24 protein-coding genes and 1 riboswitch are annotated in these 26237 nt (G+C 31.0%); of the genes, 11 read left to right on the forward strand and 13 right to left on the reverse strand.

The window, feature by feature from the left end; translation table 11 throughout:
- Position 1: 1 nt before the first annotated feature.
- The 6 genes from kamC to kal form a co-directional block, all read right to left on the reverse strand.
- Positions 2 to 1465 (reverse strand): lysine 5,6-aminomutase reactivase ATPase KamC, encoded by a 1464-nt coding sequence (kamC, locus tag C4N20_RS15465; RefSeq protein WP_005979933.1) that lies wholly within the window; start codon positions 1463 to 1465, stop codon positions 2 to 4.
- On the reverse strand, positions 1449 to 2489 hold the full coding sequence (gene kamB / locus C4N20_RS15470; RefSeq protein WP_005979935.1) for a lysine 5,6-aminomutase reactivase subunit KamB: 1041 nt from the start codon (positions 2487 to 2489) through the stop codon (positions 1449 to 1451). Before kamB ends, kamC begins: the two co-directional genes overlap by 17 nt.
- Positions 2490 to 2510: 21 nt before the next feature.
- Complete coding sequence (kamA, locus tag C4N20_RS15475; RefSeq protein ID WP_005979937.1) at positions 2511 to 3758, reverse strand: lysine 2,3-aminomutase; 1248 nt, start codon at positions 3756 to 3758, stop codon at positions 2511 to 2513.
- Positions 3759 to 3821: 63 nt separating this feature from the next.
- Entirely contained in the window at positions 3822 to 4859 is a 1038-nt protein-coding gene (gene kdd, locus C4N20_RS15480; RefSeq protein WP_005979939.1) for an L-erythro-3,5-diaminohexanoate dehydrogenase, read from the reverse strand.
- Between the two features lie 50 nt (positions 4860 to 4909).
- Entirely contained in the window at positions 4910 to 5725 is an 816-nt protein-coding gene (gene kce, locus C4N20_RS15485) for a 3-keto-5-aminohexanoate cleavage enzyme (protein ID WP_005979940.1), read from the reverse strand.
- 32 nt (positions 5726 to 5757) lie between these two features.
- On the reverse strand, positions 5758 to 6141 hold the full coding sequence (kal, locus tag C4N20_RS15490; RefSeq protein WP_005979942.1) for a 3-aminobutyryl-CoA ammonia lyase: 384 nt from the start codon (positions 6139 to 6141) through the stop codon (positions 5758 to 5760).
- A 110-nt stretch (positions 6142 to 6251) separates the two neighbouring features.
- Positions 6252 to 6429, reverse strand: a riboswitch (Lysine riboswitch).
- A gap of 322 nt (positions 6430 to 6751) precedes the next feature.
- On the opposite strand from kal, the gene C4N20_RS15495 reads away from it, so the two are divergent.
- The 3 genes from C4N20_RS15495 (at position 6752) to C4N20_RS15505 (ending at position 9172) form a co-directional block, all read left to right on the forward strand.
- Positions 6752 to 7252, forward strand: a complete 501-nt coding sequence (locus C4N20_RS15495) for a Crp/Fnr family transcriptional regulator (RefSeq protein WP_005979945.1) — start codon at positions 6752 to 6754, stop codon at positions 7250 to 7252.
- A 78-nt stretch (positions 7253 to 7330) separates the two neighbouring features.
- Positions 7331 to 7672, forward strand: a complete 342-nt coding sequence (locus C4N20_RS16870) for a rubredoxin (protein WP_005979947.1) — start codon at positions 7331 to 7333, stop codon at positions 7670 to 7672.
- Positions 7673 to 7792: 120 nt separating this feature from the next.
- Complete coding sequence (locus C4N20_RS15505; RefSeq protein ID WP_005979949.1) at positions 7793 to 9172, forward strand: peptide MFS transporter; 1380 nt, start codon at positions 7793 to 7795, stop codon at positions 9170 to 9172.
- Between the two features lie 251 nt (positions 9173 to 9423).
- Here the strand turns inward: C4N20_RS15505 and C4N20_RS15510 are convergent, their stop codons facing one another.
- Genes C4N20_RS15510 through C4N20_RS16560 form a run of 4 tightly spaced genes read right to left on the reverse strand, consistent with a single transcriptional unit; the run spans position 9424 to position 11771 of the window.
- A complete protein-coding gene (locus tag C4N20_RS15510) occupies positions 9424 to 10317 on the reverse strand; it encodes a PhzF family phenazine biosynthesis protein (protein ID WP_005979951.1) in 894 nt (297 codons plus the stop codon).
- Between the two features lie 21 nt (positions 10318 to 10338).
- The gene (locus C4N20_RS15515; protein WP_005979953.1) at positions 10339 to 11301 is read right to left on the reverse strand and encodes a dipeptidase; all 963 of its coding nucleotides are present in this window, start codon (positions 11299 to 11301) and stop codon (positions 10339 to 10341) included.
- Between the two features lie 30 nt (positions 11302 to 11331).
- A complete protein-coding gene (locus tag C4N20_RS15520) occupies positions 11332 to 11616 on the reverse strand; it encodes a hypothetical protein (RefSeq protein ID WP_005979956.1) in 285 nt (94 codons plus the stop codon).
- A gap of 8 nt (positions 11617 to 11624) precedes the next feature.
- Entirely contained in the window at positions 11625 to 11771 is a 147-nt protein-coding gene (locus tag C4N20_RS16560) for a hypothetical protein (RefSeq protein WP_005979958.1), read from the reverse strand.
- Positions 11772 to 12025: 254 nt separating this feature from the next.
- Between C4N20_RS16560 and C4N20_RS15525 the strand changes: the two genes are divergently transcribed.
- The 7 genes from C4N20_RS15525 to C4N20_RS15555 all read left to right on the forward strand — a co-directional run bounded on the left by C4N20_RS15525 (position 12026) and on the right by C4N20_RS15555 (position 20320).
- Complete coding sequence (locus C4N20_RS15525) at positions 12026 to 12379, forward strand: zinc-ribbon domain-containing protein (RefSeq protein WP_005979960.1); 354 nt, start codon at positions 12026 to 12028, stop codon at positions 12377 to 12379.
- Between the two features lie 24 nt (positions 12380 to 12403).
- Complete coding sequence (locus tag C4N20_RS15530) at positions 12404 to 13027, forward strand: LysE family translocator (protein WP_005979962.1); 624 nt, start codon at positions 12404 to 12406, stop codon at positions 13025 to 13027.
- Positions 13028 to 13049: 22 nt separating this feature from the next.
- On the forward strand, positions 13050 to 14138 hold the full coding sequence (mnmA, locus tag C4N20_RS15535) for a tRNA 2-thiouridine(34) synthase MnmA (RefSeq protein WP_371417997.1): 1089 nt from the start codon (positions 13050 to 13052) through the stop codon (positions 14136 to 14138).
- A 24-nt stretch (positions 14139 to 14162) separates the two neighbouring features.
- A complete protein-coding gene (locus tag C4N20_RS15540) occupies positions 14163 to 14939 on the forward strand; it encodes a flavodoxin family protein (protein WP_005979966.1) in 777 nt (258 codons plus the stop codon).
- Between the two features lie 208 nt (positions 14940 to 15147).
- On the forward strand, positions 15148 to 16827 hold the full coding sequence (gene hcp / locus C4N20_RS15545; protein ID WP_005979967.1) for a hydroxylamine reductase: 1680 nt from the start codon (positions 15148 to 15150) through the stop codon (positions 16825 to 16827).
- Positions 16828 to 17011: 184 nt separating this feature from the next.
- Complete coding sequence (locus C4N20_RS15550; protein ID WP_005979968.1) at positions 17012 to 18418, forward strand: flavocytochrome c; 1407 nt, start codon at positions 17012 to 17014, stop codon at positions 18416 to 18418.
- Between the two features lie 192 nt (positions 18419 to 18610).
- Positions 18611 to 20320, forward strand: a complete 1710-nt coding sequence (locus C4N20_RS15555; protein WP_005979969.1) for a flavocytochrome c — start codon at positions 18611 to 18613, stop codon at positions 20318 to 20320.
- A 74-nt stretch (positions 20321 to 20394) separates the two neighbouring features.
- Here the strand turns inward: C4N20_RS15555 and clpB are convergent, their stop codons facing one another.
- The gene (gene clpB / locus C4N20_RS15560; protein WP_040490831.1) at positions 20395 to 22971 is read right to left on the reverse strand and encodes an ATP-dependent chaperone ClpB; all 2577 of its coding nucleotides are present in this window, start codon (positions 22969 to 22971) and stop codon (positions 20395 to 20397) included.
- Positions 22972 to 23354: 383 nt separating this feature from the next.
- Between clpB and C4N20_RS15565 the strand changes: the two genes are divergently transcribed.
- On the forward strand, positions 23355 to 23852 hold the full coding sequence (locus tag C4N20_RS15565; RefSeq protein ID WP_005979973.1) for a PTS sugar transporter subunit IIA: 498 nt from the start codon (positions 23355 to 23357) through the stop codon (positions 23850 to 23852).
- Between the two features lie 92 nt (positions 23853 to 23944).
- On the opposite strand, the gene C4N20_RS15570 is transcribed toward C4N20_RS15565, so the two are convergent.
- Positions 23945 to 25174 carry a tetratricopeptide repeat protein gene (locus tag C4N20_RS15570; RefSeq protein ID WP_005979975.1) on the reverse strand — a complete coding sequence of 410 codons (1230 nt, stop codon included), beginning with the start codon at positions 25172 to 25174 and terminating at the stop codon, positions 23945 to 23947.
- Between the two features lie 364 nt (positions 25175 to 25538).
- Positions 25539 to 26144 (reverse strand): HAD family hydrolase, encoded by a 606-nt coding sequence (locus C4N20_RS15575; RefSeq protein ID WP_005979978.1) that lies wholly within the window; start codon positions 26142 to 26144, stop codon positions 25539 to 25541.
- Between the last annotated feature and the right edge of the window lie 93 nt (positions 26145 to 26237).

Here is a 26237-nt window from a genome sequence, read left to right on the forward strand (position 1 = left end):
TTTAATCCTCCTTAATATACTCTTCAAGTATTATTTCCGTAAATCTTTTATCTATTCCTATTAATTTTGCTATATTCAAAGCATCTTTTGGTACTTCTGCCTTGTCCGCCTTTTCAAGTCTGAAGTCCATGTATTCCTGAATAAGTTCCATAGAATTTTTACTTAGTTCTATTTTTCTTCTCAAGTTTTCAAAATCCACATTTTTTAACCCTACTACTTGATAATGATTCATGTTATCTCCAACTATTCCATCAAAATGTGTAGTCATAAGAGATATTGTAGGTCTATCATTTAGATATTTAGCTAAAGCTTCTACGAACTTTTGTCCCTCTTTTGGATTAGTTCCTCTAGCAAACTCATCAAAAACCACAAAGCCTGTTCCTAAATCTAAAAATATATTTACTTCTTTAAGCTTCATTATTTCAGCTCCAAAAGTACTTAAACCTTTAGAGATATCCTGCATGTCATCTGATATAAAAAATACGAAATCTACAAGCGGGAATTTTGCTTTTTCAGCTATAACAAAGAATCCCATATGGAAAAGTAAAAGGTTTTCTGTTATAGTTTTTAACGCAACACTTTTTCCTCCCATATTTGCTCCTGTTATTATGGTAACTCCTGATCCTAATTTCACATCAATTGGAGTAAAAGCTTTGCTTTTAGCTTCTAACATTTCTCTTACTTCTATATTTACCAGTCCAGCAACATCTATTTCATTATTTATAGATATCTCAGGTCTGATACCTCCATAAGTTTTTGCAAATCTGACCTTAGCCATTAAAAAATCTAGATTCCCTATTTTATCTATATTTTTCAAAAATCCCTCTGCTTTTTTTAATAAGATAGATGTAAGCTGTTTTCTCACTTCCAGCTCTTCTCTCTCTTCTTCTACAAGTATCTCCAATCTCTCTTCTTTTAATTGTGATACTTCTTCAAAGCTTTTCGCAGCGAATATTCTTTTTTCTACATCTTTTTTCTTATCTCTCACCATTTTAAGTCCAAGTGAGTAACTGTCATAAACATAAAAGGTAGGTAATCTGTCTTTATCTGGATCTAGAGCGTCAATCATCTCTTCCATGCTTTCCAGATCAAAATCTTTCAGTTCCTCTGGCAGTTTTTTTAACAAAAGATTTAATTCCTCCATTAAAAGTGCCTGTGCCTTTATTTCAAAAAGGTCTACATCATCTAATATATTTTCCTTTAAGCAATTATTTACAACTGTTTTTATATCTTTTAATCTGTGAATTATCCCTTCGATATCTCTAATCAGATTTTTATTTTCTTCAGAAAAATTCATAAAAACTTCCATTTTTACAAATTCTTCTTCAAGAAGCTGTTCCTCTCCTCTTAAATAGTTCTTCAGCTTTTTCAGCTTAGCTTTCCCATAAGGAGAGAGAGTTTCAACTCTTGTCAAAAGCTTTCTAAATCCTAATCTCTCTAGACTTTTATCATCTATAAATCTCATTCCGCTCACCTACCACATCTACAACTTTATATTTTATTTTTTCTTCTAAAAACTTTTTAAATTTATCCTTTGGAAATTCATATCCAAGAGGAGAACGTGGATTGCATGTTACAAAAAGAAGATTTATAGTATTCATAACCCTTAGCTCTACACTACTGGCTTCTAATTTCTTTTGAGTTAGAAAATCTACGAAAACCTTTGTACCATCTTTTGCTATCAATTTTATATTTTTAAAATTACCTCTATTTTTGATCAGAATCTCAATGAATTTCTTCGTAATAGCTCCCCTAACAGCTATTGCTTGTATTCTGTCATTAAGGTAATTTTTTATTTCATCATTTGACTCAAGAGGTCCCATGCCTTCCAGAGTCTTTACTTCACCGTCATTATATATTATTCCAACTCTAGCATCTTGGAAAATTTTATTAATTTTATCTTTCAGCTCTTTATCTTCAAGACTAGGCAAAGTAAGAAGCGATACAGTATTAGCTGTTTCTTCAATAACTTTTCCCATATCTAAAGATAATGCTGCACCAGTTGCCAATATAGTAGCTTCTGTTACATCACCTACTGCACTTCCTTTTCTGCTTAAAGCTCCATCTACTAAAGATAATTCACTTCCAAAACTTTCCATTATATCTAAAATTTTCTTTATTTGAGCATTATAAGAAGGACCTGCTATGTCTACATAACCTGCTGAAATTGCTCTCATTATTATGATATTCCCCATAGGGGTTGAGAAATCTGTGGTATACAAAATTTCTTTTGTAATATCACAGTTTCTCAAACAATCTCTGGCAGTAGCTACTAATGTTCCTGGAAAAACATATATTCTAGGTTTATGAGTATTAGTCACAACATCTGTATCTTCTCCATCTCTTCCAATAGAAGTAAGTCCAACTATTTTCTTTGTACCTATATCTTCTATCAATTGATTAAGAACAGTTGTTTTTCCTACATTTTTTTCCATTCCTATTATTGACACTCTTTTATAATCTTTCAGTAGATCATAAGTATCCATCATATCGCTACCTCATATAGTCAATTATTTTTCGTTTCTTTTATGTCTGTCAAGTTCTTTTGGTTCTATTGCCATAGCTCCACCACTTAGAAGTTTAGATACTCCAGTGTTTGTTTTGTGAGCTTTACAATCTTCACATTGACACTCTTCATGATATTCTTCAGGCTCAGTATAAGTAGTGATAACTCCTTCGAAGTTTCTCAATACAACTTTATGTGGAGCTTGAGAGATTACATATTGAGGCATTACAGGAGTTTTTCCTCCTCCACCAGGTGCGTCAACTACGAATGTAGGTACAGCATATCCTGATGTATGTCCTCTTAATCCTTCAATAATTTCGATTCCTTTAGAAACAGGAGTTCTGAAATGCTCTAATCCCATTGAAAGGTCACATTGATAAATGTAGTAAGGTCTTACTCTCATTTTTACTAACTCATGAACTAATTTTTTCATTACATGTACACAGTCATTGATTCCTCTTAAAAGAACTGATTGGTTTCCTAGAGGAATTCCTGCGTTAGCTAGTAATTCACAAGCTTTTTTAGATTCTGGTGTTACTTCTTTTGGATGGTTGAAGTGTGTATTTAACCAGATTGGGTGGTATTTTTTCAACATTTCAACTAACTCTGGAGTTATTCTTTGAGGAAGAACAACTGGAGTTCTTGATCCGATTCTTACTATTTCAACGTGAGGAATAGCTCTTAATTTGCTGATGATATATTCTAAAGTTTCATCAGAAACTAATAAAGCGTCTCCTCCTGATAATAATACGTCTCTTACTTGTGGAGTTTTAGCTATATATTCAATAGCTTTGTCTATTCTGTCCATAGGCATTGCATCGTCACTTGCTCCAGCAAATCTTCTACGAGTACAGTGTCTGCAATACATTGAACACATATCAGTTATTAATAGAAGTACTCTGTCTGGATATCTGTGAGTCAATCCAGGAACTGGAGAATCTTCATCTTCATGTAATGGGTCTAAAAGATCTGCTTCTGCTTGATGAATTTCTTTTATTGAAGGAATAGCTTGTTTTCTAACTGGACAGTTAGGGTCATTATTATCCATCAATGAGAAATAGTATGGAGTAACAGCCATTCTTAAAGTCTCAAGAGTTTTCTTAACTCCTTCCTCTTCCTCTGCACTCAAAGTGATATATTTTTTAAGGTCTTCTAAACTTTCTATTCTATTTTTTACTTGCCAATGCCAATCGTTCCATTGCTCATCTGTTACATTTGGGAAAAACTTTGCTCTAGTGTTAACTGTGTTCATTTTATCATCTCCTCTAATTTTAATTTCATGTCTTAGTTTTTAAGTTATTTTTAAGGCAAAAGATTAAACATATAATTCGTTGAATATTTCTCTTAATACAGCACTTTCTCTCAATTCTTCTAAAGTGATTGCAGCATGGTCTTTAGTGTATCCATTTCCTACGATCATAGTAACGTCTTTTCCTACACCTTCAGCACCTAAAGCAGCTTTAGTGAATGAAGTTGCCATAGAGAAGAAGTAAGCTATTCCTAAATCTTTAACTGGTAAAATTGTTGACATTTCTGTATTTTGTACATTTACACAGTTGATAGCGATATCTACTTCTTTACCATCGTTAGCAGCTAATACAGCATTTAATACTTCGATTGGTTTTGTAGCATCAGCAATAACTACTTTTATTTTGTCGCTTACTCTAGCTAATAGAGCAGCTTCTTTTTCATTTCTTACTAATCCAATTACAGTTCCAGTAGGTCCTACTCTTTTTACTGCTTCATAAGCACAAAGCATTCCTGATTTTCCAGCTGATCCAAGGATAACAACTGATTGACAAGGTCTAGCTAATTTAGCAACTTGTGCAGGTGCTCCAGCTACATCTAGAGCTGCAAGAGCTAAAGTTTCAGGCATATCTTTTGGTAATACAGCATAGATTCCACTTTCGAAAAGTATTGCTTTACCTTTGATTTCTACTCTGTCGATATCTGGTTTTACATCAACAATTTCATCTATTTTTAATGGAGTAAGAGATAGAGAAACTAGAGTAGCTATTTTATCTCCAACTTTAAGATCAGTTTTTCCAACTAAATCGTCTCCAATTTTTTCGATAGTTCCAATAAGCATTCCACCTGATCCAGTTACAGGGTTTTGCATTTTTCCTCTTTCACCAACAATTTCTTTTATTTTAGCTTTGATTTTTTCTACATCGTGTCCTGCTTCTTCTTCGATTTGAGTGAATGAAGCTGAGTCAACGTTTAATGCCATTACATCTATTAATATCTCATTTGAGTATATGTTCATGTCGTTATTTATTTTTAAAGCTGGTTGTGGTAAAACTCCTTGTGGTTCTATAACTCTGTGTGTTCCGTATTTACATCCTTTTATCATTTAAAATCTCCTCCTTAAATTATATTTTAGTTTCTATCATTCAAGTTAAATTATTTTTTTAATCCTAAGATTTCTCTAGCTTCATCAGGAGTAGCAACTTCTCTTCCTAATTCTTTAGCTAATCTTACAACTTTTTCTACAAGTTCTCCATTTGATTTAGCAAGTACACCTTTTTCAATGTATACATTGTCTTCAAATCCAACTCTTACATGTCCACCCATAGTGATAGCCATTGCTGCCATTGGGAATTCATGTCTTCCTATTCCAGCTACTGTCCATGTAGAACCTTCTGGGATACTTTCACTGATAAACACAAGGTCTCTTGCACTTGCTGCCATTTGTACTCCTAAAACGAAGTCAAAATGCATAGGTTTTTTGATGAATCCTTGTTTTGCATATCTTATAGCATAATCTACCATTCCTTTGTCGAATACTTCGATTTCAGGTTTTACTCCTCTTTCGATCATTATTTTTCCAAAGTTTTTAATAGTATTTTCTGTATTAGTGAAAACTTCATCTCCACCAAAATTGCAAGTTCCACAATCTAGAGTTGCCATTTCTGGTCCTAATTCAGTAGGTTGTAATCTTTCAAGATCTGTCATTCCAACTGCTCCACCAGTAGATGGCTGGATTATTGCATCTGGACATTTTTCTCTTATTGCATCCATGCATTGTTTAAATCTCTCTTTAGATTGAGTAGGAGTCCCATCATCTTCTCTTACATGTAAGTGAATTATTGAAGCTCCAGCTTTGTATGCTCCATATGCTTCTCTTACTATCTCTTCTACAGTATAAGGAACTGCTGGATTTTGTTCTTTAGTTACTTCAGCTCCGCATATAGCAGCTGTAATTATTAATTTTTCCATTTCCATCTCCTTTCAATTAGATTAAATTATCTTTATTTTTTTCTTTGTTTGTCTTTAGGAGTTACGCAAGTTCCGCTAGCTCTACATACAACTATTGGTTCAGTTAAAACATCTGCTGCTGAATCATTGATATCAGGTCTAGGAACAATAACCTTTCTAGCTTCAAAAACCATTTTTCTTGAGCTGTTTCCAGAACTTACTATTTCACCAACAGCTTCTATAAAATCTCCAGCAAATACAGGAGCCATAAATTCTACACTGTCATAAGCTTTAAATAATCCCTCGTCTCCATCCATTTGGATTAAAAGTTCAGTAGCAACGTCACCAAATAATTGTAACATTCTAGCTCCATCAACTAAATTTCCTCCATAGTGCGCATCATGAGAACTCATTCTTAATCTGATCATTGATTTCATAATTTTTTCCTCCTAATTCCTTAAATTTAAATTTTCAAAAAATTAAAAAAGATGCATGTGATAATAGACATAGTTAAACTGTAAGCATGATTTGATCTTGATTTTACTCAACCCAAAATAGCTCTCCACAATAAATGTGACAGTTGTTGCATATTCCTGCAACCCCCAAGAAAAAAAACCATAAGCAATCTTTTTTCTTTCGGCAACTACGTCCTTCGCATGAAGCATTGAGAGCTTTTTCTCTTAGCATCTCCATACTACCTCCATAAATGCACCTCTATTTTATATATAAATATTCAATTGTCTTATACGCTCGCTATGTCATAGAATTCTTAGATAAGCAACATTTATGATATATATGTATGCTTTTTCTAAAAATATAACACACTTCTTTCAATATAAGTATACTTTGACTTTTTTTAAAAGTCAATAGAAATTCTAATTTTTTTTTAAAAGTTATTGTAATCTCTTTAAGACTTCCCAAAATAATTACCCTTTCACTTACTTTTCTTTTTTTGAAGGATTTTTAAATTTCATTTGGTATATTATAATAATACAATAATATTTTATTGGAAGGTTACCTGAATAAAAAATAAGGAGGGAAATTTTTATGAAAGATCAATTTATGGATGAATACTCTACTATCTTTAAAGTAATTGAAAAGACCCCTCTATTTAGTGCTCTCAGCAAAGAGGAAACCAAAGAAATGCTTTCATTGATGACATTAAAAAATTACAAAAAAGGTGAAATTATATTTGAGCAAGATAGCTCTCCTAACAATATTTATATAATCGAAAATGGGATAGTTAAACTTTTTCATAAAAAAGATGAAGTTGATTTTGATATAGGAACTTTCACTACTGGAAATTGTTTTGGAGAAGTTGCTCTTATTGGTATACTTCCATATGTTGGAACTGCTGTTGCCATGAGTGAACTGTCAGTGTTACAGTTTTCAAAAATGTCATTGCACAAATTATCTAAAACTAATATAGTGCTCTTTAATAAATTTATTCTGAATATATCTCGTGAAGTATGTAGAAGACTTTATCTTATTGACAAGCATCTTGTTAAAGCTTTAGAAGAAAATTCAAAACTCAGCAACTCAATTTAATAATTCATATTTACCCTTTATAAAAATCGTGATATAATTCTTATAGATTATTCTGAAAAATTTATTGGAGGTTTACCTATGAAAAAATATATATGTGAAGTTTGTGGATATGTTTATGATCCTGCTGTTGGTGATGTAGACCATGGTATTAAAGCTGGAACTTCTTTTAATGACTTACCAGAAGATTGGACTTGTCCTCCTTGTGGTGCTGACAAGCATGCTTTTGCTGAAGTAAAGGAACATGATACTAACGAAACTGAAAAATTTATGTGTGAAGTGTGTGGATATGTTTATGATCCTGCTGTTGGTGATGCTGAGCATGGCATTAAAGCTGGAACTTCTTTCAATGATCTGCCAGAAGATTGGACTTGTCCTCCTTGTGGTGCTGATAAGCATGCATTTAGAAAATTCAAATATTAATTAAAATATCTATGGCACAGAATATTTCTGTGCCCTTTTTTTATTTTGCTTTTAATTTGATAGGAAATACTATATAATAGCAGAATAAATGATTGCTATTGAATGTTTTGGAGGATTTTTATGTTGTTGGATTTTATAAATAATCTCAAAAGAAAATATCCCAGTTCCTTTTGGCTTATGTGTTTCACTATTACTTGGGAAAGGTTTTCATATCATGGAATATCCACATTGCTTGTTCTCTACTTTACCACGTCTGTTATTAAAGGCGGCATTGGCCTTTCACCAAAAGAAGCCACTTCACTTTATGGGTTCTATGTAGGAATATTACATCTTACTCCATTGATTGGTGGATGGTTGTCAGATAGGTATCTAGGACAGCAAAAATCTATAATTTTAGGTGGAGCTTTTATATCTCTTGGAAATTTTCTTTTATTTACAAGTTCTAATATTTATCAACTATATTTTGGACTTCTTTCCATCATTATTGGAAATGGATTCTTCAAAGCTAATGGAACTAATCTTGTAGGAAATATTTATTCACATAAAAGTACTCTTGAAAGAGAAGTTGCTTACAGTCTTTTTTATATGTTTATAAATCTAGGTTCTTTCCTTGCTCCTTTTACAGCTGGTCTAGTAGCTGATAAATTCTTTGCTGTAAGAACTATCACTGGAGAAATTACACATTTTGGGTATAAACCTATGTTTCTTATTTGCAGTATTATTGGTATCATTTGGACTGTTTCTTTTTTATGTCTTGCTCCTAAATATCTGAAAGATACTGGAAAATCACCATGTTACACATGCAAAACTGAAAAAAAATCAATTTTCTCTTTTGACTTTACTGAAAATGAAAAGAAAAGAATAAAAGCCATGGGGATAATATCAATATTTGTTATTCTGTTCTGGACATCTTTTTATCAATCATTTAGCTCTATAACTTTGTATGCAAGAGATCATGTTGATAGAAATTTACTTGGATTTATCATTCCTGTTCCTTGGTTTGCTGCTTTAAATGCTATACTTGGAATACTTTTTTCTCCAATACTGGCAATGTTATGGAGCCAGCTTAGAAAAAGAAATATAACTATTCCTGTAAAAATTTCTATCGGTATATTTTCAATGGGAATAGCTTTTGCCTTTATGACTATTTCAGTTCTTACTTCTGGAGGAATGAAAGCAAATATAATTTTCATTATTCTTGCATATGTATTTAATACTCTGTCTGAACTTTGTGTAGCTCCTATTGGTATTGCCATGTTTAACTGCCTCTCTCCTAAAAGATATTCTACATTTTTTATGGGATTATGGTACATGACTATGTTCTTTGCAAGTATTATTTCTGGAAAAGTTGCTGGTTTTACACAAGATATGGGATTTCTTACTATCTTTCTTTCTCTCGCTGTAATACTTTTTACAATGGGAAGCATTTTATATTTTTCCAGAAAACATCTTGATAATCTTATGGTTGTAGAAGATGACTGTGATTGCAGGATAATATAAATTAAAAAATACCATTAAAAAATTTATTATAAAATCTAAATAAAAAAATCTACTGCTATGTTTTCAGAAAAGTTTTAAAAAATTTTTCTTTAATTTTATTCTAGTAGCAGTTTAATTGTTAATCTTAATAGACTTGACATTTTTGAGAGCTATTTTTGCTGAACCAAATTGAAATAGAAAAATAAAAAACAAGAGGCTGTAGAAATTAGTTAATCATCACTAATTTTCAACAACCTCATTTTTTAATTTAATTATATTTCTATTTTTCCCTCTACAAATTTTACTGCTGTTCCTCCAATAAGTACATCTAATTTTTCATCTTTAATTTGAATTTTTCCCATAATTTCACTTTTTCTACCTAATTTTTCTCCTTGAGTAACTACAACAGTTTTTCCAGCTTCTATCTTTTCTATTGTATATAGATAATATATCAATGCTCCATTAGATGTTCCTGTTGCTGCTTCTTCATCTATATCAACTATTGGAGCAAAATTTCTAGCATAAAGCCTTGTTTCATTTTCAGTTTTTTCCATATAAAACGGATGAAGAGATATTATATCTAACTCCTCACTGATTTTTCTAATTTTCTCCATATTTCCTACTATTTCATTTAATATTTCTTTTCTTTTCAAAGGTATCATCAAATCCCAAACACCTGTATACGCCTTTACTATTTCTATACTCTCTTCAAAACTATCAGAAGAGATATTTAATGCTTCTGCTAGTTCAGTTTTATTTACAGTAAAGTTTTTATCTATTTTAGGCGAAGCTTGATACATCATTACATTCTCTATTCTGTTGTTTTTTATTTTTATAACTATAGGAAGAATCCCTAAATTAGTTTCTATATCTATTTTATTTTCTCCCTCAGCAGCTTTTATTATTCCACATTCTACCAAGGCTGTTCCATAAGCTATAGTTGCATGTCCACATAAATCTATCTCTTCTTTTGGAGTAAAAAATCTTACCTTTATTTTTTCAGGGTCATTCAAAAACAAGAACACAGTTTCAGGATACCCAAGTTCTCTAGCTATATTCTGCATTTCTTCATCTTTTAATCCATCTGCCCCTATTAAGACTCCAGCAGGATTTCCTTTAAAAACTTCTGTTGTAAATGAATCATATACCAATAATTTTCTTTCCATATTCCATCCTTTCAATTAAAATTATTTTTCAAAAGTCATTTCTATTACTCTCATAAAGTTTTCATACGCTATTTTTCTTATATCCTCTTCTGAATACTCTCTTTTTCTTAATTCCTCTATGACATTTTGTGCATAGGAAGCATCTTCTAATCCTTTTGGATTCATATCTTTTCCTGTTCTGTCAACATGAAGATATTCACAGAAATCAAAACCTATTCCCACATGTTTAACTCCCACTAGGGATACCATGTGGTCTATATGATCAACATATCTTTCTATTGTTTGTTTTTCTTTGTCTAAATCTACAAATCCTTTATAAGCAACTGCTCCTACTAACCCTCCAGTTTCTGCTATTGCTTTAATCTGTTCATCAGTTAAATTTCTTACATGATCACAAAGACTTCTGGCATTTGAATGAGAAGCAATTATAGGTTTTGTACTTGTCTCATAAATTCCCCAGAAAGTTTTTTCATTGGCATGAGATACATCTACTACCATGCCTAATTCATTCATCTTTCTTATGGCTGCTTTTCCTATTTCTGTTATGCCTCTATTTTCATCCCCCTTTGCTCCTGTTCCAAGATCATTTTCCTCATTCCAAGTAAGTGATGCATGTCTAAAGCCCAACTGATAGAAAGTATCCAGCCAGTCCAGATTTTTCTTTATTGCTCTAAGCCCTTCTATCCCCATAAGAACATTTAACTTTCCACTTACTATCCCTTTGTTAAAATCTCCTGATTTTTTTATTATATTATATAAATCCTCATTCTTTTTAATTTCATGAATAGTTGAATTTACCATCCACATCATTTCTTTTTCTTCATCTGCTACATTTTCATCAAGATAAGCTATAAATATACCACCCATAATATTTCCATCTTTAAATCTGTCAAGATGATGATCTCTTACAATATGTTCTTCTCCATTTTTTCTTTTTGCAGAAACATCAAACCAGATATCTGCATGTCCATCAAATATTTTCATCTCTTGTTCCCCCTTATTCCTTAATTTATTTTAAAAGAATATTATTTCAGCTTCAGCTTCATACCAAGGTCCCTCTTCATCTTCTCCCTCAGTTATAAAAAATTCTATTTGAACATCTTCCAATGTCATTCCTACAGAATGCAGTTCTTTATCTTCATAAAATTCTATTTTTTTATATTTAGTATTCTCTAATCTTTCAGCAATATCTTCTCTCATTTCTGCTAATTCTAATAAATCTTCTTCTAAATTATATCCTAACTTTTCAAATTCTCTTGATATTGTTCCTATTCTTTTTACTAATTTTTCTGATATCATTATTCCCCCTACTTAAATTTAAAAATCATTTTTACTTTCTTTATTCTTTTTATTACTCCAAGAGCAAACTTTATCTTTTTTATCTCAAATGGAATTTTATCTAAAGCTTTTTCCATTTGTAATTCTATTTCTTTTTCATTTAAGACTTTCTTCAATAGTTTCTCCCTTCATTATCAGCTAGTTTTTTCCTTGCTTACAGTATATTATATATTATACCCCATATTGTGCAACTTTGAAATATTTAATACATAAAATTATTTTGTTTTATAAATAGAAATTCAATGTAATATATGATATAATCAATAAGGAAAAGTTGTATATCTGTGAAAACTTTTTCAAAAATAAAAAAGATTTTTTCCTTAGTATTACGAATTACTAAAATATGATCAATCAATGTAAAGGAGCTGCAATGAGTTTTTTTAAAAATTTTGGAGTCAAAAATGCTGACTACAAATTAGGGGAAATAATATTTGAATGTACAGGGTGTACCAGTAAAAAAGTCAACCTTCACAGACTTCAAAATATCTTTGTCCTTTTTTCTTTTCCTATTTACAAATATAAAGTAGATCACGTGATACATTGCCAAAAATGTAATAGTGTTTACGAAATAAAAGCTGATTCTACAATAAAAGTTTATAGAAAAAAAGCTGCTACTTACAATGATATTGAATCTATTTTAATAGAAAGGGGAATATGTCCATATTGTGACACACCTTACAGGCAGACCCCTTCTTGCTGCCCAAACTGCGGCAAAGAACTTTAATATTGACTTATTGGAGGTACTATTTTGGATTTAACATTTTTCAAAGGAATGATTACTGGGCTTATCTTATCACTTCCTTTTGGTCCTGTAGGGATTTATTGTATGGAAAAAACTTTAGTAGAAGGCCAAAAAGAAGGCTATGTTTCTTCTCTTGGAATGGTCACTGTAGATGTTATCTATGGATTGACAGCTCTTCTTTTTATCAATAAAATAGATGATTTCATTATAAAATATGAGTGTTTTCTTGAAATTGGTATAAGTATTTTCCTACTTGTTGTTGGTTTGAAAAAAATGAGCAGAAAAATGAAAGTAAAAAAAATAGAGCTTGATCCTGTTGGAATTATCCAAAATTATTTCACTACATTTGCTGTGGCTTTGGCAAATGTTTCAAGTATCTTCACTATAATGGTTATCTTTACTACTTTGAGGATATTTGAATCTGAAGGACATGCTGTTCCTTTTCAAGTAGCTTGCGGTATATTTTTAGGAGGAGCTGCTGAATGGTTTTTTACTACTTTTCTCCTTTCTCACTGGAGAAGAACTATTACTGAAGAAAATCTGATTAAGATATCAAGAATATCAGGTGGTCTTATATTTATATTTGGAATAATTACTTTATTCCATTCTTTTAACAAAATTTTCTTTTAAACATTAATTTTACAAAATAAAGGTGGTTTTTATGAATACAATAAACAATGAGTTTTCAAAATACCTTCAATATGATGAAAACAACAAAAGTACAACAATAGCAGTAGCTATGAGTGGAGGAGTTGACAGTTCTACTGTTGCTTATCTATTAAAAAAACAAGGTTATAATGTCTTTGGAGTTACAATGAAAACTTGTAAACCTGAAGATTCTGATGCTAAAAAAGTATGTGATGATTTAGGAATTCCATACTATCTTTTAGATGTAACTAAGGAATTTAAAGAAAAGGTAATGGACTATTTTGTAGATGAATATCTTAAAGGTAAAACTCCAAATCCTTGTATGGTATGTAACAAATATATAAAATTAGGATTGCTTATAGATTTTGCTCGTTCAAAAGGTGCTGATTTTATGGCTACTGGTCATTATACTCAAATGAAGGATGGAGTTCTGTCTATGGGTGATGATGCTGGTAAAGATCAAGTATATTTCCTTTCTCAAATGAAAAAAGATAATCTAAAATATCTAAAATTTCCTATTGGAAATCTTGAAAAACCAAAAGTTAGAGAATTGGCTCAGCTTTTAGGAGTGAGAGTTTATGCAAAAAAAGATTCTCAGGAAATATGTTTTGTTGAAGATGGCAAACTTAAAGAATTCCTTATGGAAATGAGTAATGGAAAAGCTGGAAAACCTGGAAATATAATTGATGTAAATGGAAAAGTGCTTGGAAAACATAAAGGTCTTTCGTTTTATACAATTGGACAGAGAAAAGGATTGGGAATAGCTCTGGAAAGTCCTCTTTACGTCATTGAATTAGACAGTAAAAGAAATTGTGTAATAGTAGGTCCAAATGAAATGCTTTTCAAAAACAGCCTTATTGCTGAAAGTGTTAATTTAATATCTGTTGATAATATAGAAGATTTAAATGGAATAGAGTGTTGGGCAAAAACACGTTCAAGAGATCAGCTTCACAAATGTAAACTTGAAGTACTTTCTAGTGGAAATATTAAAGTTAATTTTATAGAAAATCAGGTTAGAGCTGTAACTCCTGGACAGGGAGTGGTTTTTTATGATGAAGATCACAAAGTCCTTGGAAGCGGATTTATAATATAATACATAACTTAGGAGGAAATGCTTATGGTTATCAAAAATGTTCATCTATTTTATTTCAGCCCTACTTATACTACAAAAAAAACTGTAAAAGCTATTGCTGAAGGTTTAGGGGCTGGTTTTGTGGAACATGATCTTACTTTTTCATTTGAGAGTGAAGAAGAATTTTATCTTCAAAAAGATGAGATCGCTATTGTAGGAGTTCCTGTATATGGTGGAAGAACTCCTGTTATTACAAGAAATATGCTGAATAAAATACATGGAGATAACAGTTTAGCAGTAGCTGTAGCTGTTTATGGAAACAGAGATTATGATGATGCTTTGCTGGAATTAAAAGATATCCTTTCAGAAAATGGATTTTCAGTAATTGCAGGTGGAGCATTTATTGGAGAACATTCTTATACTAGAAAAGTAGGTACAAGAAGACCTGATGATGAGGATATTGCAAAGGCTGTAGCTTTTGGTAAAGATATTCGAGCTAAAGTAGATTCTGATACCTATACAAAAAATATAGATGTTAAAGGTAATTTTCCTTATAAAGCTGATATGCCTGTAAGAGTATTTTCTCCTATGGCGAATAAAAATTGCATCTATTGCAGAAAATGCCATATAGTATGCCCTGTAGGAGCTATTGATAAAAAAGATCCTGAAATAGTTGATGTAGAAAAATGTATTCATTGTTATGCATGTGTTAAAATATGTACTTTCAATGGAAGAGAGATTCCTGGCAATCCTCTTAAAGATATTGTTGCTTTCCTTGAAACAAAATGCAGCGAAAGAAAAGAGCCAGAAATATTTATTTAATTTAAAATTCAAAACTGATCTGTTTATCAGGTCAGTTTTTTTTATTAAAAATTTCCTTTTAAAGAAAAAAGGAAATCTGCTTTCTTCTCGTAAAATCATATAAGAGAAATTTTTAAAAATGTAACATATGTTACTGTTTCTCTATGAAAAATATTGTATCATTGACCTATGACAAGAAGTGATTTACTTTAAAAAAGGAGGAATTAATATGTGTAATGAAATGTTTTGTTTTCAATGCCAGGAAACAATGAAAGGAACTGGATGTACAATAGCTGGGGTATGTGGTAAAAAACCTGCCACTGCATCTCTTCAAGATTTATTGGTTTATACTTTAAAAGGTGTTGCAGCTTATAGTTCTCAGCTGAGAAAAGTTTCTAATACAGATCAACTATTAAAAACTACAGATAAATATCTTATAAACTCTTTATTTATAACTATTACAAATGCAAATTTTGATAATGAAGCTATCATCAATGAAATTAAACATGGATTAAAATTAAGAAGTGAAGTAAAAGATGCTCTTATAAAAAAAGGTGCTGCTTTAGATCCAAAATTTGAAAATATTCAGCTTACTACATGGTCTTATACATCAGATAACGAATTAATGGAATTTTCTAAACATCATGATATTGGAGTACTTAGAACAGAAAATGAAGATGTGAGATCTTTAAGAGAATTATTAACTTATGGATTAAAAGGTATGGCTGCTTATGCAGAACATGCAATGAATCTTAATAAGACTAATGAAGAAATATTTATCTTCATGGAAAAAGCTCTTTTAGCAACTTTAGATGATTCTCTTTCTGGAGATGAATTAACATCTCTTGTTCTTGAATGTGGAGCATTTGGAGTAAAAACAATGGCTCTTCTTGATGAAGCTAATACTTCAGCATTTGGAAACCCTGAAATAACAAAAGTAAATATTGGGGTAGGTACTAGACCTGGTATATTAATCAGTGGACATGACCTTAACGATTTGGAACAACTTCTTGAGCAAAGTAAGGACAGTGGAGTAGATATTTATTCTCACTCTGAAATGCTTCCAGGACATTATTATCCAAAATTAAAAAAATATTCTCATTTCTTTGGTAACTATGGAAATGCATGGTGGAAACAAAAAGAGGAATTTGAAACTTTCAATGGACCAGTTGTATTTACAACTAACTGTATAGTTCCTCCATTAGAAAAAGCAACATATAATGATAGAATATTTACTACAAATGCCGCTGGATTCCCAGGTTGGAAAAGAATTCCTGTTGGAACAGATGGAAAGAAAGATTTCTCTGAAGTTATAGCACTTGCTAAAACTTGCAAAGCTCCTACTGAAATAGAAAAAGGTGAAATTGTTGGTGGATTTGCACATAATCAAGTATTTGCTCTAGCTGATAAAGTAGTTGAAGCTGTAAAATCTGGAGCTATCAAAAGATTTATAGTTATGGGTGGATGTGATGGAAGAATGCCTAACAGAAACTACTATACTGATTTTGCAAAAGCTCTTCCTAAAGATACAGTTATCCTAACTGCCGGATGTGCAAAATATAAATATAATAAACTTCCTTTAGGTGATATAAATGGTATTCCTAGAGTACTTGACGCTGGACAATGTAATGACTCTTATTCATTAGCTGTTATAGCTTTGAAATTAAAAGAAATATTTGGACTTGATGATATCAACAAACTTCCAATAGTATATAATATTGCATGGTATGAACAAAAAGCTGTAATTGTACTTCTTGCTCTATTATCTCTTGGAGTAAAAAATATCCATATTGGTCCTACTCTTCCAGCATTCCTTTCTCCTAATGTATTGAATGTATTAGTAAATACTTTTGGACTTGCAGGAATATCTGATGTAGAAAATGATTTAGTAAAATTTGGTCTTAAATAAAATTAAATTATAATTTTTATAAAGAGATTGTGCAAAAGATTCATGCCAATCTCTTTTTTTTATTTCAGATTTTTAGAAAACAATTGACTTCTTTTCTCCTAATAAGATATAATAGATTTGTTAATTTATACGTTCATATTGAACATAAAATAACCAATATATATTAATTTATGAGGGGTGTAGAATGAAGAAAAAACTGTTATGTTTACTTGGTGCTGCTGTTATGAGCTTTACTGCTTATGGTGCTGATGTTACTACTGATGTTGTTGTAGTTGGAGGAGGAGGTGCTGGTCTTTCTGCTGCTATTGCTGCAAAAGAAAAGGGAGCTAATGTTATCCTTCTTGAAAAAATGCTTATGTTAGGTGGAAATACTAACTATGCAACTGCTGGTATCAATGCTGCAAATACTGATCTTCAAAAAAAATTAGGAATAGAAGATTCTGCTGAACTTTTCTATAATGATACTATGAAAGGTGGAAAAAATAAAAATAATCCTGAATTAGTAAAAAAATTAACTGTTGATTCTAGTAATATTATCAACTGGCTTACTGAAAGAGGTGCTGATCTTTCTGAGGTAGTATTCACAGGAGGACAAAGTGCAAAAAGAACTCACAGACCTACTGGTGGGCAAGCTGTAGGACCTGTTATTGTTGATGCTCTTGCTAATACTGCTGAAAAAGATGGTATTGATGTAAGAACTGAAAGTGAAGTTGTAGGAATCATCAAAACTGGAAACAAAATTACTGGTGTTGAAGTTAAACACAAAGGTGAAACATATAAAATAAATGCTAAAGCTGTAGTTATGGCTACTGGTGGATTTGGTGCAAATGCTGCTATGGTAGCTGAATACAGTCCTGCTCTTAAAGGATTTGGTTCTACTAACAGTCCTGCTATCACTGGAGAAGGTATCAAGATGGTAAATTCTGTTGGGGGAGCTCTTGTGGACATGACTGAAATTCAAACTCACCCTACTGTTGTTCATAACAATACTACTATGATTACTGAAGCTGTAAGAGGAGAGGGAGCTATTCTTGTAAACAGAGAAGGTAAAAGATTTATCAGTGAACTTGAAACTAGAGATGTTGTTTCTAAAGCTGAATTAGATCAAACTGGTAAAAGTGCTTTCTTAATATTTGACCAGTCTGTCAGAGAAAATCTTGGAGCTATCAATGGATATGTAAGAAGAAAACTAGCTGTAGAAGGGGCTACTCTTGAAGAATTAGCTCAAAAAGTAGGAATAGATGGAAAAACATTAGTAAAAACTATGGAAACTTATAATGGATATGTAAAAGCTGGAGCAGATAAAGACTTTGGAAAAACTGTTCTTCCTAGAGAACTTGCAAAAGCTCCTTTCTATGCTATTGAAGTTTCTCCTGCTGTTCATCATACTATGGGAGGAGTTCGTATCAATACTGAAGCTCAAGTATTAACTGCTGATGGAAAAGTTATCCCAGGATTATATGCTGCTGGAGAAATTACTGGTGGAGTGCATGGAGCTAACAGAATTGGTGGAAATGCTGTAACTGATATCACAGTTTATGGTAAAACTGCTGGAGAAAATGCTGCTGATTTCGCTAAAAACTCAAAATAATTTTAAATAACTGATAATTAAACCTAAGAGTGACTCTTTCAGTCACTCTTTTTTTATCTTAAAAGCTGAGAAAATATTTCTTAAAAATAAATATTTGACATTCTTTTTATATATAATATATAATATAATGGTAATGGTATGCATCATTTCATGCATAAAAAATACACTATATATTCTAATAAGGGGTGAAATATGAGGAAAAAACTGTTATGTTTATTGTCTGCCTTAACTATCATGATATCTTCTGTAGCTAGTGCAAAAACTATTGAAGGTGTTGGAGCAGGTTATAAGGGAGATATCAAAGTTAATGTTACTTATGAGGGAAATGAAATCAAAGGGGTAGAGATACTTAAACATGAGGAAACTGCTTTCACTAAAAAAGCTATGGAGCAGGTTACTAAAGAAATCGTAGAAAATCAAAGTGTAGAAGTTGATAATGTAGCTGGAGCTACTTACACTTCTGAAGGAATAAAGAAAGCTGTTGGAGCTGCTGTAGCTCAAGCTGGCATCAAATTAGTAAGTAAAGCACCTGCTAAAAAAGCTGATGCAGTTCTTACTGACATCTCTACCGACATTGTTGTAGTTGGAGGAGGAGGAGCTGGACTTACTGCTGCTATTGCTGCAAAAGAAAAGGGAGCTAATGTTATCCTTCTTGAAAAAATGGCTATGTTAGGTGGAAACACTAACTATGCAACTGGTGGTATTAATGCTGCTAATACTTCTCTTCAAAAGAAATTAGGTATTGAAGATTCAGAAGAACTTTTCTATAACGATACTATGAAAGGTGGAAAAAACAAAAATAATCCTGAACTTCTTAAAAAAATGACTGATGAATCTAAACATATTATTGACTGGCTTATTTCAAAAGGAACTGATCTTACAGAAGTTTCTTTCTCTGGTGGTCAAAGTGTAAAAAGAATTCACAGACCTACTGGTGGAAAAGCTGTTGGTCCTGTTGTTGTAGCTGCTCTTAGTGATACTGCTGATAAATTAGGAATTGAAATCAGAACTGAAAGTGAAGTTACTAAATTAATAAAAACTGGTGATAAAGTTACTGGTGTAGAAGTTAAACATAAAGGACAAACTTATGTTATTTCTGCTAAAGCTGTGGTTATGGCTACTGGTGGATTTGGTGCCAACCCTGCTATGATAGAAGAATACAATCCTGCTCTTAAAGGATTTGGTTCTACTAACAGCCCTGCTATTACTGGTGAAGGTATCAAAATGGTTAAAGCTGCTGGTGCTGATCTTGTAGATATGCCTGAAATTCAAACTCACCCTACAGTAGTTCATAATAATACTGCTATGATTACTGAAAGTGTAAGAGGAGAAGGGGCTATCTTAATCAACAGAGATGGTAAGAGATTTATCAACGAACTTGAAACTAGAGATGTTGTTTCTAAAGCTGAACTTGCTCAAAAAGGCGCAAGTGCTTTCCTAGTATTTGATCAAGGTACAAGAGAAAATCTTTCTGCAATAAATGGATATGTTAAACAGGGATTTGCAGTTGAAGCTTCTACTTTAGAAGAGTTAGCTGGAAAAGTAGGAATCGAACCTAAAACTTTTGTTGAAACTATTACAACTTATAATGGATATGTAAAAGCTGGTGAAGATAAAGATTTTGGTAAGAAAGGACTTCCTAGAGAATTAGTGAAAGCTCCATTCTATGCTATTGAAGTATCTCCTGCTATCCATCACACTATGGGAGGAGTTCGTATCAATACTGATACTCAAGTTCTTACTCCTGAAGGAAAAGTTATTCCTGGACTATATGCTGCTGGTGAAATCACTGGTGGAGTACATGGAGGTAACAGAATTGGTGGAAATGCTGTAACTGATATTACTGTTTTTGGTAAAATAGCTGGAGAAAATGCAGCTGATTTTGTTAAAAATTCTAAATAATAAATTTTTATAAATATTAAAAAGAGATTGACCTAAAACTTATTTTAGTTTTTAGTCAATCTCTTTATTTTTTATTATTTCTCTCTTACTTTAAATTCTATCTGTCCATTTACAAGTTCTACATCCACTTTATCTCTTTCTTTAATTCTATTAGAAAGTATCATCTTAGCAAGAGATGTTTCAAGTTGTTTTTGAATATATCTTCTAAGTGGTCTAGCACCATATTGAGGATCATACGCATTAGTTGCCAGATATTCAACAACTGGCTCTGTAAAATGCAGCTCAATATATCTATCTTTTACTTTTTCTTGTACAGACTCAAGTGATAATCTTACAATGTCTTTTATAGAAGCTAAATCTAAAGCTTTAAATATAATAATTTCATCTACCCTGTTTAAGAACTCAGGTCTGAAATTAGCTTTTAATTGATCAAGTACTCTCTCTTTTGTTTCTTCTTTTAAATTGATATCTTCAAGTATTAAGTGACTTCCTATATTAGATGTCATAATTATCAATGTATTTTTAAAGTCTATCATTCTACCTTGTCCATCAGTAAGTCTACCATCATCAAGCACTTGAAGAAGAATATTAAATACATCTGGATGGGCTTTTTCTATTTCATCAAACAGGATTACTGAATAAGGTTTTGTTCTTACAGCCTCTGTCAGCTGTCCTCCCTCTTCATAACCTACATATCCTGGAGGTGCTCCTATCAATCTAGTAGTGGAGAATTTATCCATATATTCACTCATATCTATTCTTATAACATTATCTTCATTGTCAAATAAATTATAAGCTAGAGATTTTGCAAGATAAGTTTTTCCTACTCCTGTTGGTCCTAAAAATATAAATGATCCCATAGGTCTATTTTTATCTTTAAGTCCAGCTCTTGATCTAATCATAGTATCTGCTACTGCTCTTACAGCTTCATCCTGACCTTTTACTCTGTCTTTTAAAGTATTTTCAAGGTTAAGTATTTTTTCTTTTTCAGTTTCAGCTAATTTAGATACTGGAATACCAGTCCATTTAGAAACAATATCAGCTATTTCATCAGCATTAACCTCTTGTTTTAACAGTCCGCTGTTTCCATAAGTTTCATCTAATTTTGCCTGCTGTTCCTGTATTTCTTTTTCAATACCAGCTAATTTTCCATATTTTAATTCTGATAATCTGCTTAAATCATAATTTCTTTCAGCTTGTTCCATTTCAAGTTTAACTTTTTCAGCTTCTTCTTTAAGCTGTTTTACTTTTGTTATATCTCTTTTTTCAAGTTCCCATTGTGATTTCAACAAAGATTTTTTAGAGTTCATTTCTGCAAGTTCTTTTTCAAGTATTTCTAATCTATCTTTTGATCCTTGATCAGTTTCTTTTTTCAAAGCTTCTCTTTCTATTTCCAGCTGCATACTTTTTCTAGTTAATTCATCAAGCTCTGCTGGCATAGAATCTATCTCTGTTCTTATCATAGCTGCTGCTTCGTCTATAAGGTCAATAGCTTTATCTGGAAGCTGTCTGTCTGCTATATATCTGTTACTCAAAGTTGCTGCTGAAACTATTGCAGAGTCAGATATTCTTACTCCATGATACATTTCAAATTTCTCTTTAAGTCCTCTTAAAATAGATATAGTATCTTCAACAGTAGGTTCATCAACCATTACTATCTGGAATCTTCTTTCAAGAGCAGCATCTTTTTCAATATATTTTCTGTACTCATCTATAGTAGTAGCTCCAATTACTCTTACTTCTCCTCTGGCAAGCATAGGTTTTAAAATATTCCCTGCATCCATTGCTCCATCAGTTTTTCCTGCACCAACTATAGTATGTATCTCATCTATAAATAGTATTATATTTCCGTTTGAACTTTCTACTTCTTTTAATACACCTTTAAGTCTTTCTTCAAACTCTCCTCTGAATTTTGCTCCAGCTATCAGTGCACCCATATCCAATGAATAAAGTTTCTTTCCTTTTAATGATTCTGGAACATCACCATTAAGTATTCTTTGAGCAAGTCCTTCAGCTATAGCAGTTTTTCCTACTCCAGGCTCTCCTATTAATATAGGGTTGTTTTTAGTTCTTCTTGATATTATCTGTATAGTTCTTCTTATTTCACTATCTCTTCCTATAATAGGATCTATTTTACCTTGTCTTGCTAATTCAACAAGATCTCTTGCATATTTTTCAAGAACTTCATATGTTGCTTCTGGATTTTGAGAATCTACTTTTTGATTTCCTCTCACCTCTTTTACTGCTGCTTCATATTTTTTTTCATCTATTCCTAATTTTTTCAATAGAGGCATCTCTTTTATCAACGCCCAAAAGATGTGTTCTACACTAACATAAGAATCTCCCATCTTTTCCATAATATTTTCTGCTTCTATTAAAATTCTGTGAGTAGATTGATCTAAAGTAACATCTCCCAAACTGCTTCCTTCTATTCTAGGGAATTTATTCACTTCATTTTCTATCTGCCCAATAATGTAGTTGAGATTCAATTCAAGCTTCTCCATAATTCTTGGAATAAGTCCTTCTGTATTTTTTAAAAGTGCCAATGCCAAAAATTCAGGTTTTATTGTTTGTTGTTTAGCTCTCATAGTCAATGCTTGAGCCTCATTTAAAGCAAGTAATGAATTCTCTGTAAATTTGTTTGGATTCATATAACCAACCTCCTTTTCAATCTCTATATTAAAATTTAATTTATAACAATATTCATCTTTTATATTTTGATTATAGAACACTTTTTTATTTTTGTCAACCATTTTAAAACAATATTTTTTTTTATTCTTTTTTCACTACATTTATTTTATATTTTATTATTCAGTTTAAAAATGATTTTTCTTTTATATTTATATTATACTCTTTCCAAATATTTTTCCTCTTTAATTTATCTTTTTATTATATTATACTGTAGTTTAGAAACATTACTATTTATGGTTCAAAATTTCTCAAATAATAATTTGATTTATTTTGAAAAGTGTGAAATAATATCTTATATACATTGTTTATAATTTCTAAATCTTGAAAAAATAGGGAGGAAAATATGGGATTATTTGACATGTTTAAGAAAAAGAAAGAAGAGGAATGGTTTGATATATATTCTCCACTTAATGGAAAAGTTATAGATTTATCAGAAGTTCCTGATGAAGCTTTTGCTCAAAAAATGGTAGGAGACGGATGTGCTATTGATCCTGCTGAAGGAGTAGTGTGTGCTCCAGTAGATGGTGAAATTGATATTTTTGAAACTAATCATGCTGTAAGTTTTGAAACTCCTAATGGACTTGAAATGATAGTTCACTTTGGAATAGATACTGTTACTTTAAAAGGTGAAGGATTCAAAAGAGTAGCTGCTGGAAATCAAGTTAAAGTTGGAGATAAATTAGTTGAGTATGATCTTGAATTTATAAAAAGCAAAGTACCTTCAGTAAAAACTCCTGTTATCATTAATAATATGGATATGATAGAAAAAATTGATGTTGTAGCTAAAGGTAAAGATGTTAAAATTGGAGATCTTTTAATGAGAGTACAACTAAAAAAATAATTAGTTAATTATTGACCACCGTTTTAGAGCGGTGGTTTTTTATTATATAAAAAGCTCTCTCCTTTTTTCAAAGAAGAGAGCCGTTATTACTCTTAAAATATTTCAAATTTTTTCAAAACTTCACTAGGCATATTTTTTTGATAATATTCCAATATTTTTATAGCTGGTTTATAATCTTTCTTTAGTTCTAATAAGTTGATATATTCATTTTCTATACTTTGTACAGAATAGAAATCGCTCTTTTCAAACATTTTGAATAATTCAGTTATTATATCCATTCTTTCTTCTATTTCACATCCCGAATTCTTTCCTACCATTAATGCTTCCATGTAAAAAGATCTGCTGTCTTTTGTTTTTCCTAATTCCTTTGCTCCCTTTGCTAATAGAACAAGTACATCAAAGTTATCACATTCTTCTTTTATTCCATTTATTTCATAGTTATCTTTACATTTTTCATAGAATTTTTTTAAAAATACTTTATCTTCAGTAATTATTCCTATTTCAATAAGTTTGCTGTATGCTTCTGCCTTTTCTTCAGAACTTCTTCCTTTAGCTAAGGATACATACTCTTTAGACGCTTCCTCATAATCGCCCATATTTTTATAAGTTTTAGCTGTCATTTTTCTTACTTCAAATAAGAAATCTTCATTTTTAGACTTCTTAAATAAGAACTTTAATATATTTAGTGCTTCTGTATACCCTTCTGTCTCTACTAAAGCCTCTGCATATCTGTACTGAAGCATTTCATATTCTTTGCTCCATTTTTCTTTTGAAAGTCTATCTTCAAATTTTCTATAAGTGAATACACTATTTTTATAATCACCTAATATTTTATTAAGTTTCATAATTTCTAATAGTTTTTCTTTAAGGTCAACTATTTTTCTGATACCATGAAGCGATTTTAGAATATAGTCTCTTGCATCTAAATAATTCTCTTCATTTTCAAATCTTGCAAAAAGTTTCATACAATATTCACTTCTATCATTATCATTTAATTCAAAAAGTGCTTCTTCTATTTCCCAAATGTTTTCTTTGAGATCTGAACTTGTATCTTTAGTTATATTTTCTAAGTATTCCAAAGCCTGTACTTCTTTTGTTTTCATAAGATCACTTAGTTTGATGGAATCTTTTATTCCTCTTTCACCTAATATTTTAGTAAAGTTTTTGCAAAGTAATTTAGCTGTTTTTTCTGTCAGCGATCTTTTGCCTATTTCAATCATACCTAAAAAAACTCTAGTAATGTCATCCCCCACTAATTCTCCTTGAGTTATTTTATGTTTCTTTCTAAAGGCTAACAATTTTTCTTCTGGTGACAAAAACATTTTCTTTTCCCCCTTTTGTCTATTTATTGGTTATAAAAAAATTCTTTATCAAAAAACCAACTTTATTCCTGGCTTTTTAATGTTATACGACTTTATCGTATTATACTACAAATTTTCTTATTTGTGTATTGAAAATTTCATTTTTTTAAAAATTTTTTTAGATGTCTCCAATAATAACTTCGACAAAAGATATTTAAGTAATTAAAAAAAGTATTTAATTAATTCATAATGGCATATTTTAAATTATTTCATCCAATTTTTCCTTGTATGTATGCTTTTTTCCTTATTTTTAAGAACCAATCTTTTTTTTATTAATCTTCAAGAAGAGAATCGTTCTCTCTTTAGTTAACAGCGTTTATTAATTTTATAGTTCTATCCCCTTATTTTTTAGGAGTTCCTCTAACATTTCTGGAAAATCAAGGTGAATTCCTGCTATTCCTATTTTTTCTGCTCCTTCTACATTTACTTTAGTATCATCTATAAATAATGTTTCTTCAGGAATGAGTCCATATTTAGCTAACAATAACTCATATATTCTCTGATTTGGTTTTAAAAGATGGCAATAACAAGATATAACTCCTCCATCAAATGCATTAAAAAATTCCCAGTCATTTTGTATCTGCTCAAATGCTGGTCTATGAAAATTAGAAAGAACAAATAAATCATACCCTTTTTCTTTTAATTTTTTTAATACTTTAATATTTTCTTCTATTGGTATTAAACAATCCATTATATTATTTTTAAAAAGTTTTTCTAAATTCTCTCTTTCTTCTGGAATTTTTTCAGCAAATTTTTCTATTGCATCCTCATATGATAAAGTTCCTCTGTCAAGCTCCAACCATTCTTTACTTTTAAAAACAGTCTCTATAAACTTTTCCTGTCTTTCTTTTTTTACATTATTTTCTAAAAAATTCTCTGGAGTGTATTTAATAAGCACATTCCCTAAATCAAATATAATATTTTTTATCATCTTAAACCTCTTTTTTAAATTTGATATTTTCCTCAATCTGTATTATAATCTATGCATATTAGTTTAGCAATATTTTTATTCGATTGAGGTGAT

The sequence above is a fragment of the Fusobacterium ulcerans genome (assembly GCF_003019675.1).
Classification (GTDB): domain Bacteria; phylum Fusobacteriota; class Fusobacteriia; order Fusobacteriales; family Fusobacteriaceae; genus Fusobacterium_A; species Fusobacterium_A ulcerans.

Coding starts and splice junctions, on each gene's coding strand:
- C4N20_RS15555 (WP_005979969.1), top strand. CDS start 18,611: ATGAGGAAAAAACTGTTATGTTTATTGTCTGCCTTAACTATCATGATA.
- kal (WP_005979942.1), bottom strand. CDS start 6,141: ATGAAATCAATGATCAGATTAAGAATGAGTTCTCATGATGCGCACTAT.
- C4N20_RS15570 (WP_005979975.1), bottom strand. CDS start 25,174: ATGTTTTTGTCACCAGAAGAAAAATTGTTAGCCTTTAGAAAGAAACAT.
- kamC (WP_005979933.1), bottom strand. CDS start 1,465: ATGAGATTTATAGATGATAAAAGTCTAGAGAGATTAGGATTTAGAAAG.
- kamB (WP_005979935.1), bottom strand. CDS start 2,489: ATGATGGATACTTATGATCTACTGAAAGATTATAAAAGAGTGTCAATA.
- C4N20_RS16870 (WP_005979947.1), top strand. CDS start 7,331: ATGAAAAAATATATATGTGAAGTTTGTGGATATGTTTATGATCCTGCT.
- C4N20_RS15505 (WP_005979949.1), top strand. CDS start 7,793: ATGTTGTTGGATTTTATAAATAATCTCAAAAGAAAATATCCCAGTTCC.
- C4N20_RS15525 (WP_005979960.1), top strand. CDS start 12,026: ATGAGTTTTTTTAAAAATTTTGGAGTCAAAAATGCTGACTACAAATTA.
- hcp (WP_005979967.1), top strand. CDS start 15,148: ATGTGTAATGAAATGTTTTGTTTTCAATGCCAGGAAACAATGAAAGGA.
- C4N20_RS15575 (WP_005979978.1), bottom strand. CDS start 26,144: ATGATAAAAAATATTATATTTGATTTAGGGAATGTGCTTATTAAATAC.
- kamA (WP_005979937.1), bottom strand. CDS start 3,758: ATGAACACAGTTAACACTAGAGCAAAGTTTTTCCCAAATGTAACAGAT.
- kdd (WP_005979939.1), bottom strand. CDS start 4,859: ATGATAAAAGGATGTAAATACGGAACACACAGAGTTATAGAACCACAA.
- C4N20_RS15550 (WP_005979968.1), top strand. CDS start 17,012: ATGAAGAAAAAACTGTTATGTTTACTTGGTGCTGCTGTTATGAGCTTT.
- clpB (WP_040490831.1), bottom strand. CDS start 22,971: ATGAATCCAAACAAATTTACAGAGAATTCATTACTTGCTTTAAATGAG.
- C4N20_RS15520 (WP_005979956.1), bottom strand. CDS start 11,616: ATGATATCAGAAAAATTAGTAAAAAGAATAGGAACAATATCAAGAGAA.
- C4N20_RS15565 (WP_005979973.1), top strand. CDS start 23,355: ATGGGATTATTTGACATGTTTAAGAAAAAGAAAGAAGAGGAATGGTTT.
- C4N20_RS15540 (WP_005979966.1), top strand. CDS start 14,163: ATGGTTATCAAAAATGTTCATCTATTTTATTTCAGCCCTACTTATACT.
- C4N20_RS15515 (WP_005979953.1), bottom strand. CDS start 11,301: ATGAAAATATTTGATGGACATGCAGATATCTGGTTTGATGTTTCTGCA.
- C4N20_RS15495 (WP_005979945.1), top strand. CDS start 6,752: ATGAAAGATCAATTTATGGATGAATACTCTACTATCTTTAAAGTAATT.
- C4N20_RS15510 (WP_005979951.1), bottom strand. CDS start 10,317: ATGGAAAGAAAATTATTGGTATATGATTCATTTACAACAGAAGTTTTT.
- kce (WP_005979940.1), bottom strand. CDS start 5,725: ATGGAAAAATTAATAATTACAGCTGCTATATGCGGAGCTGAAGTAACT.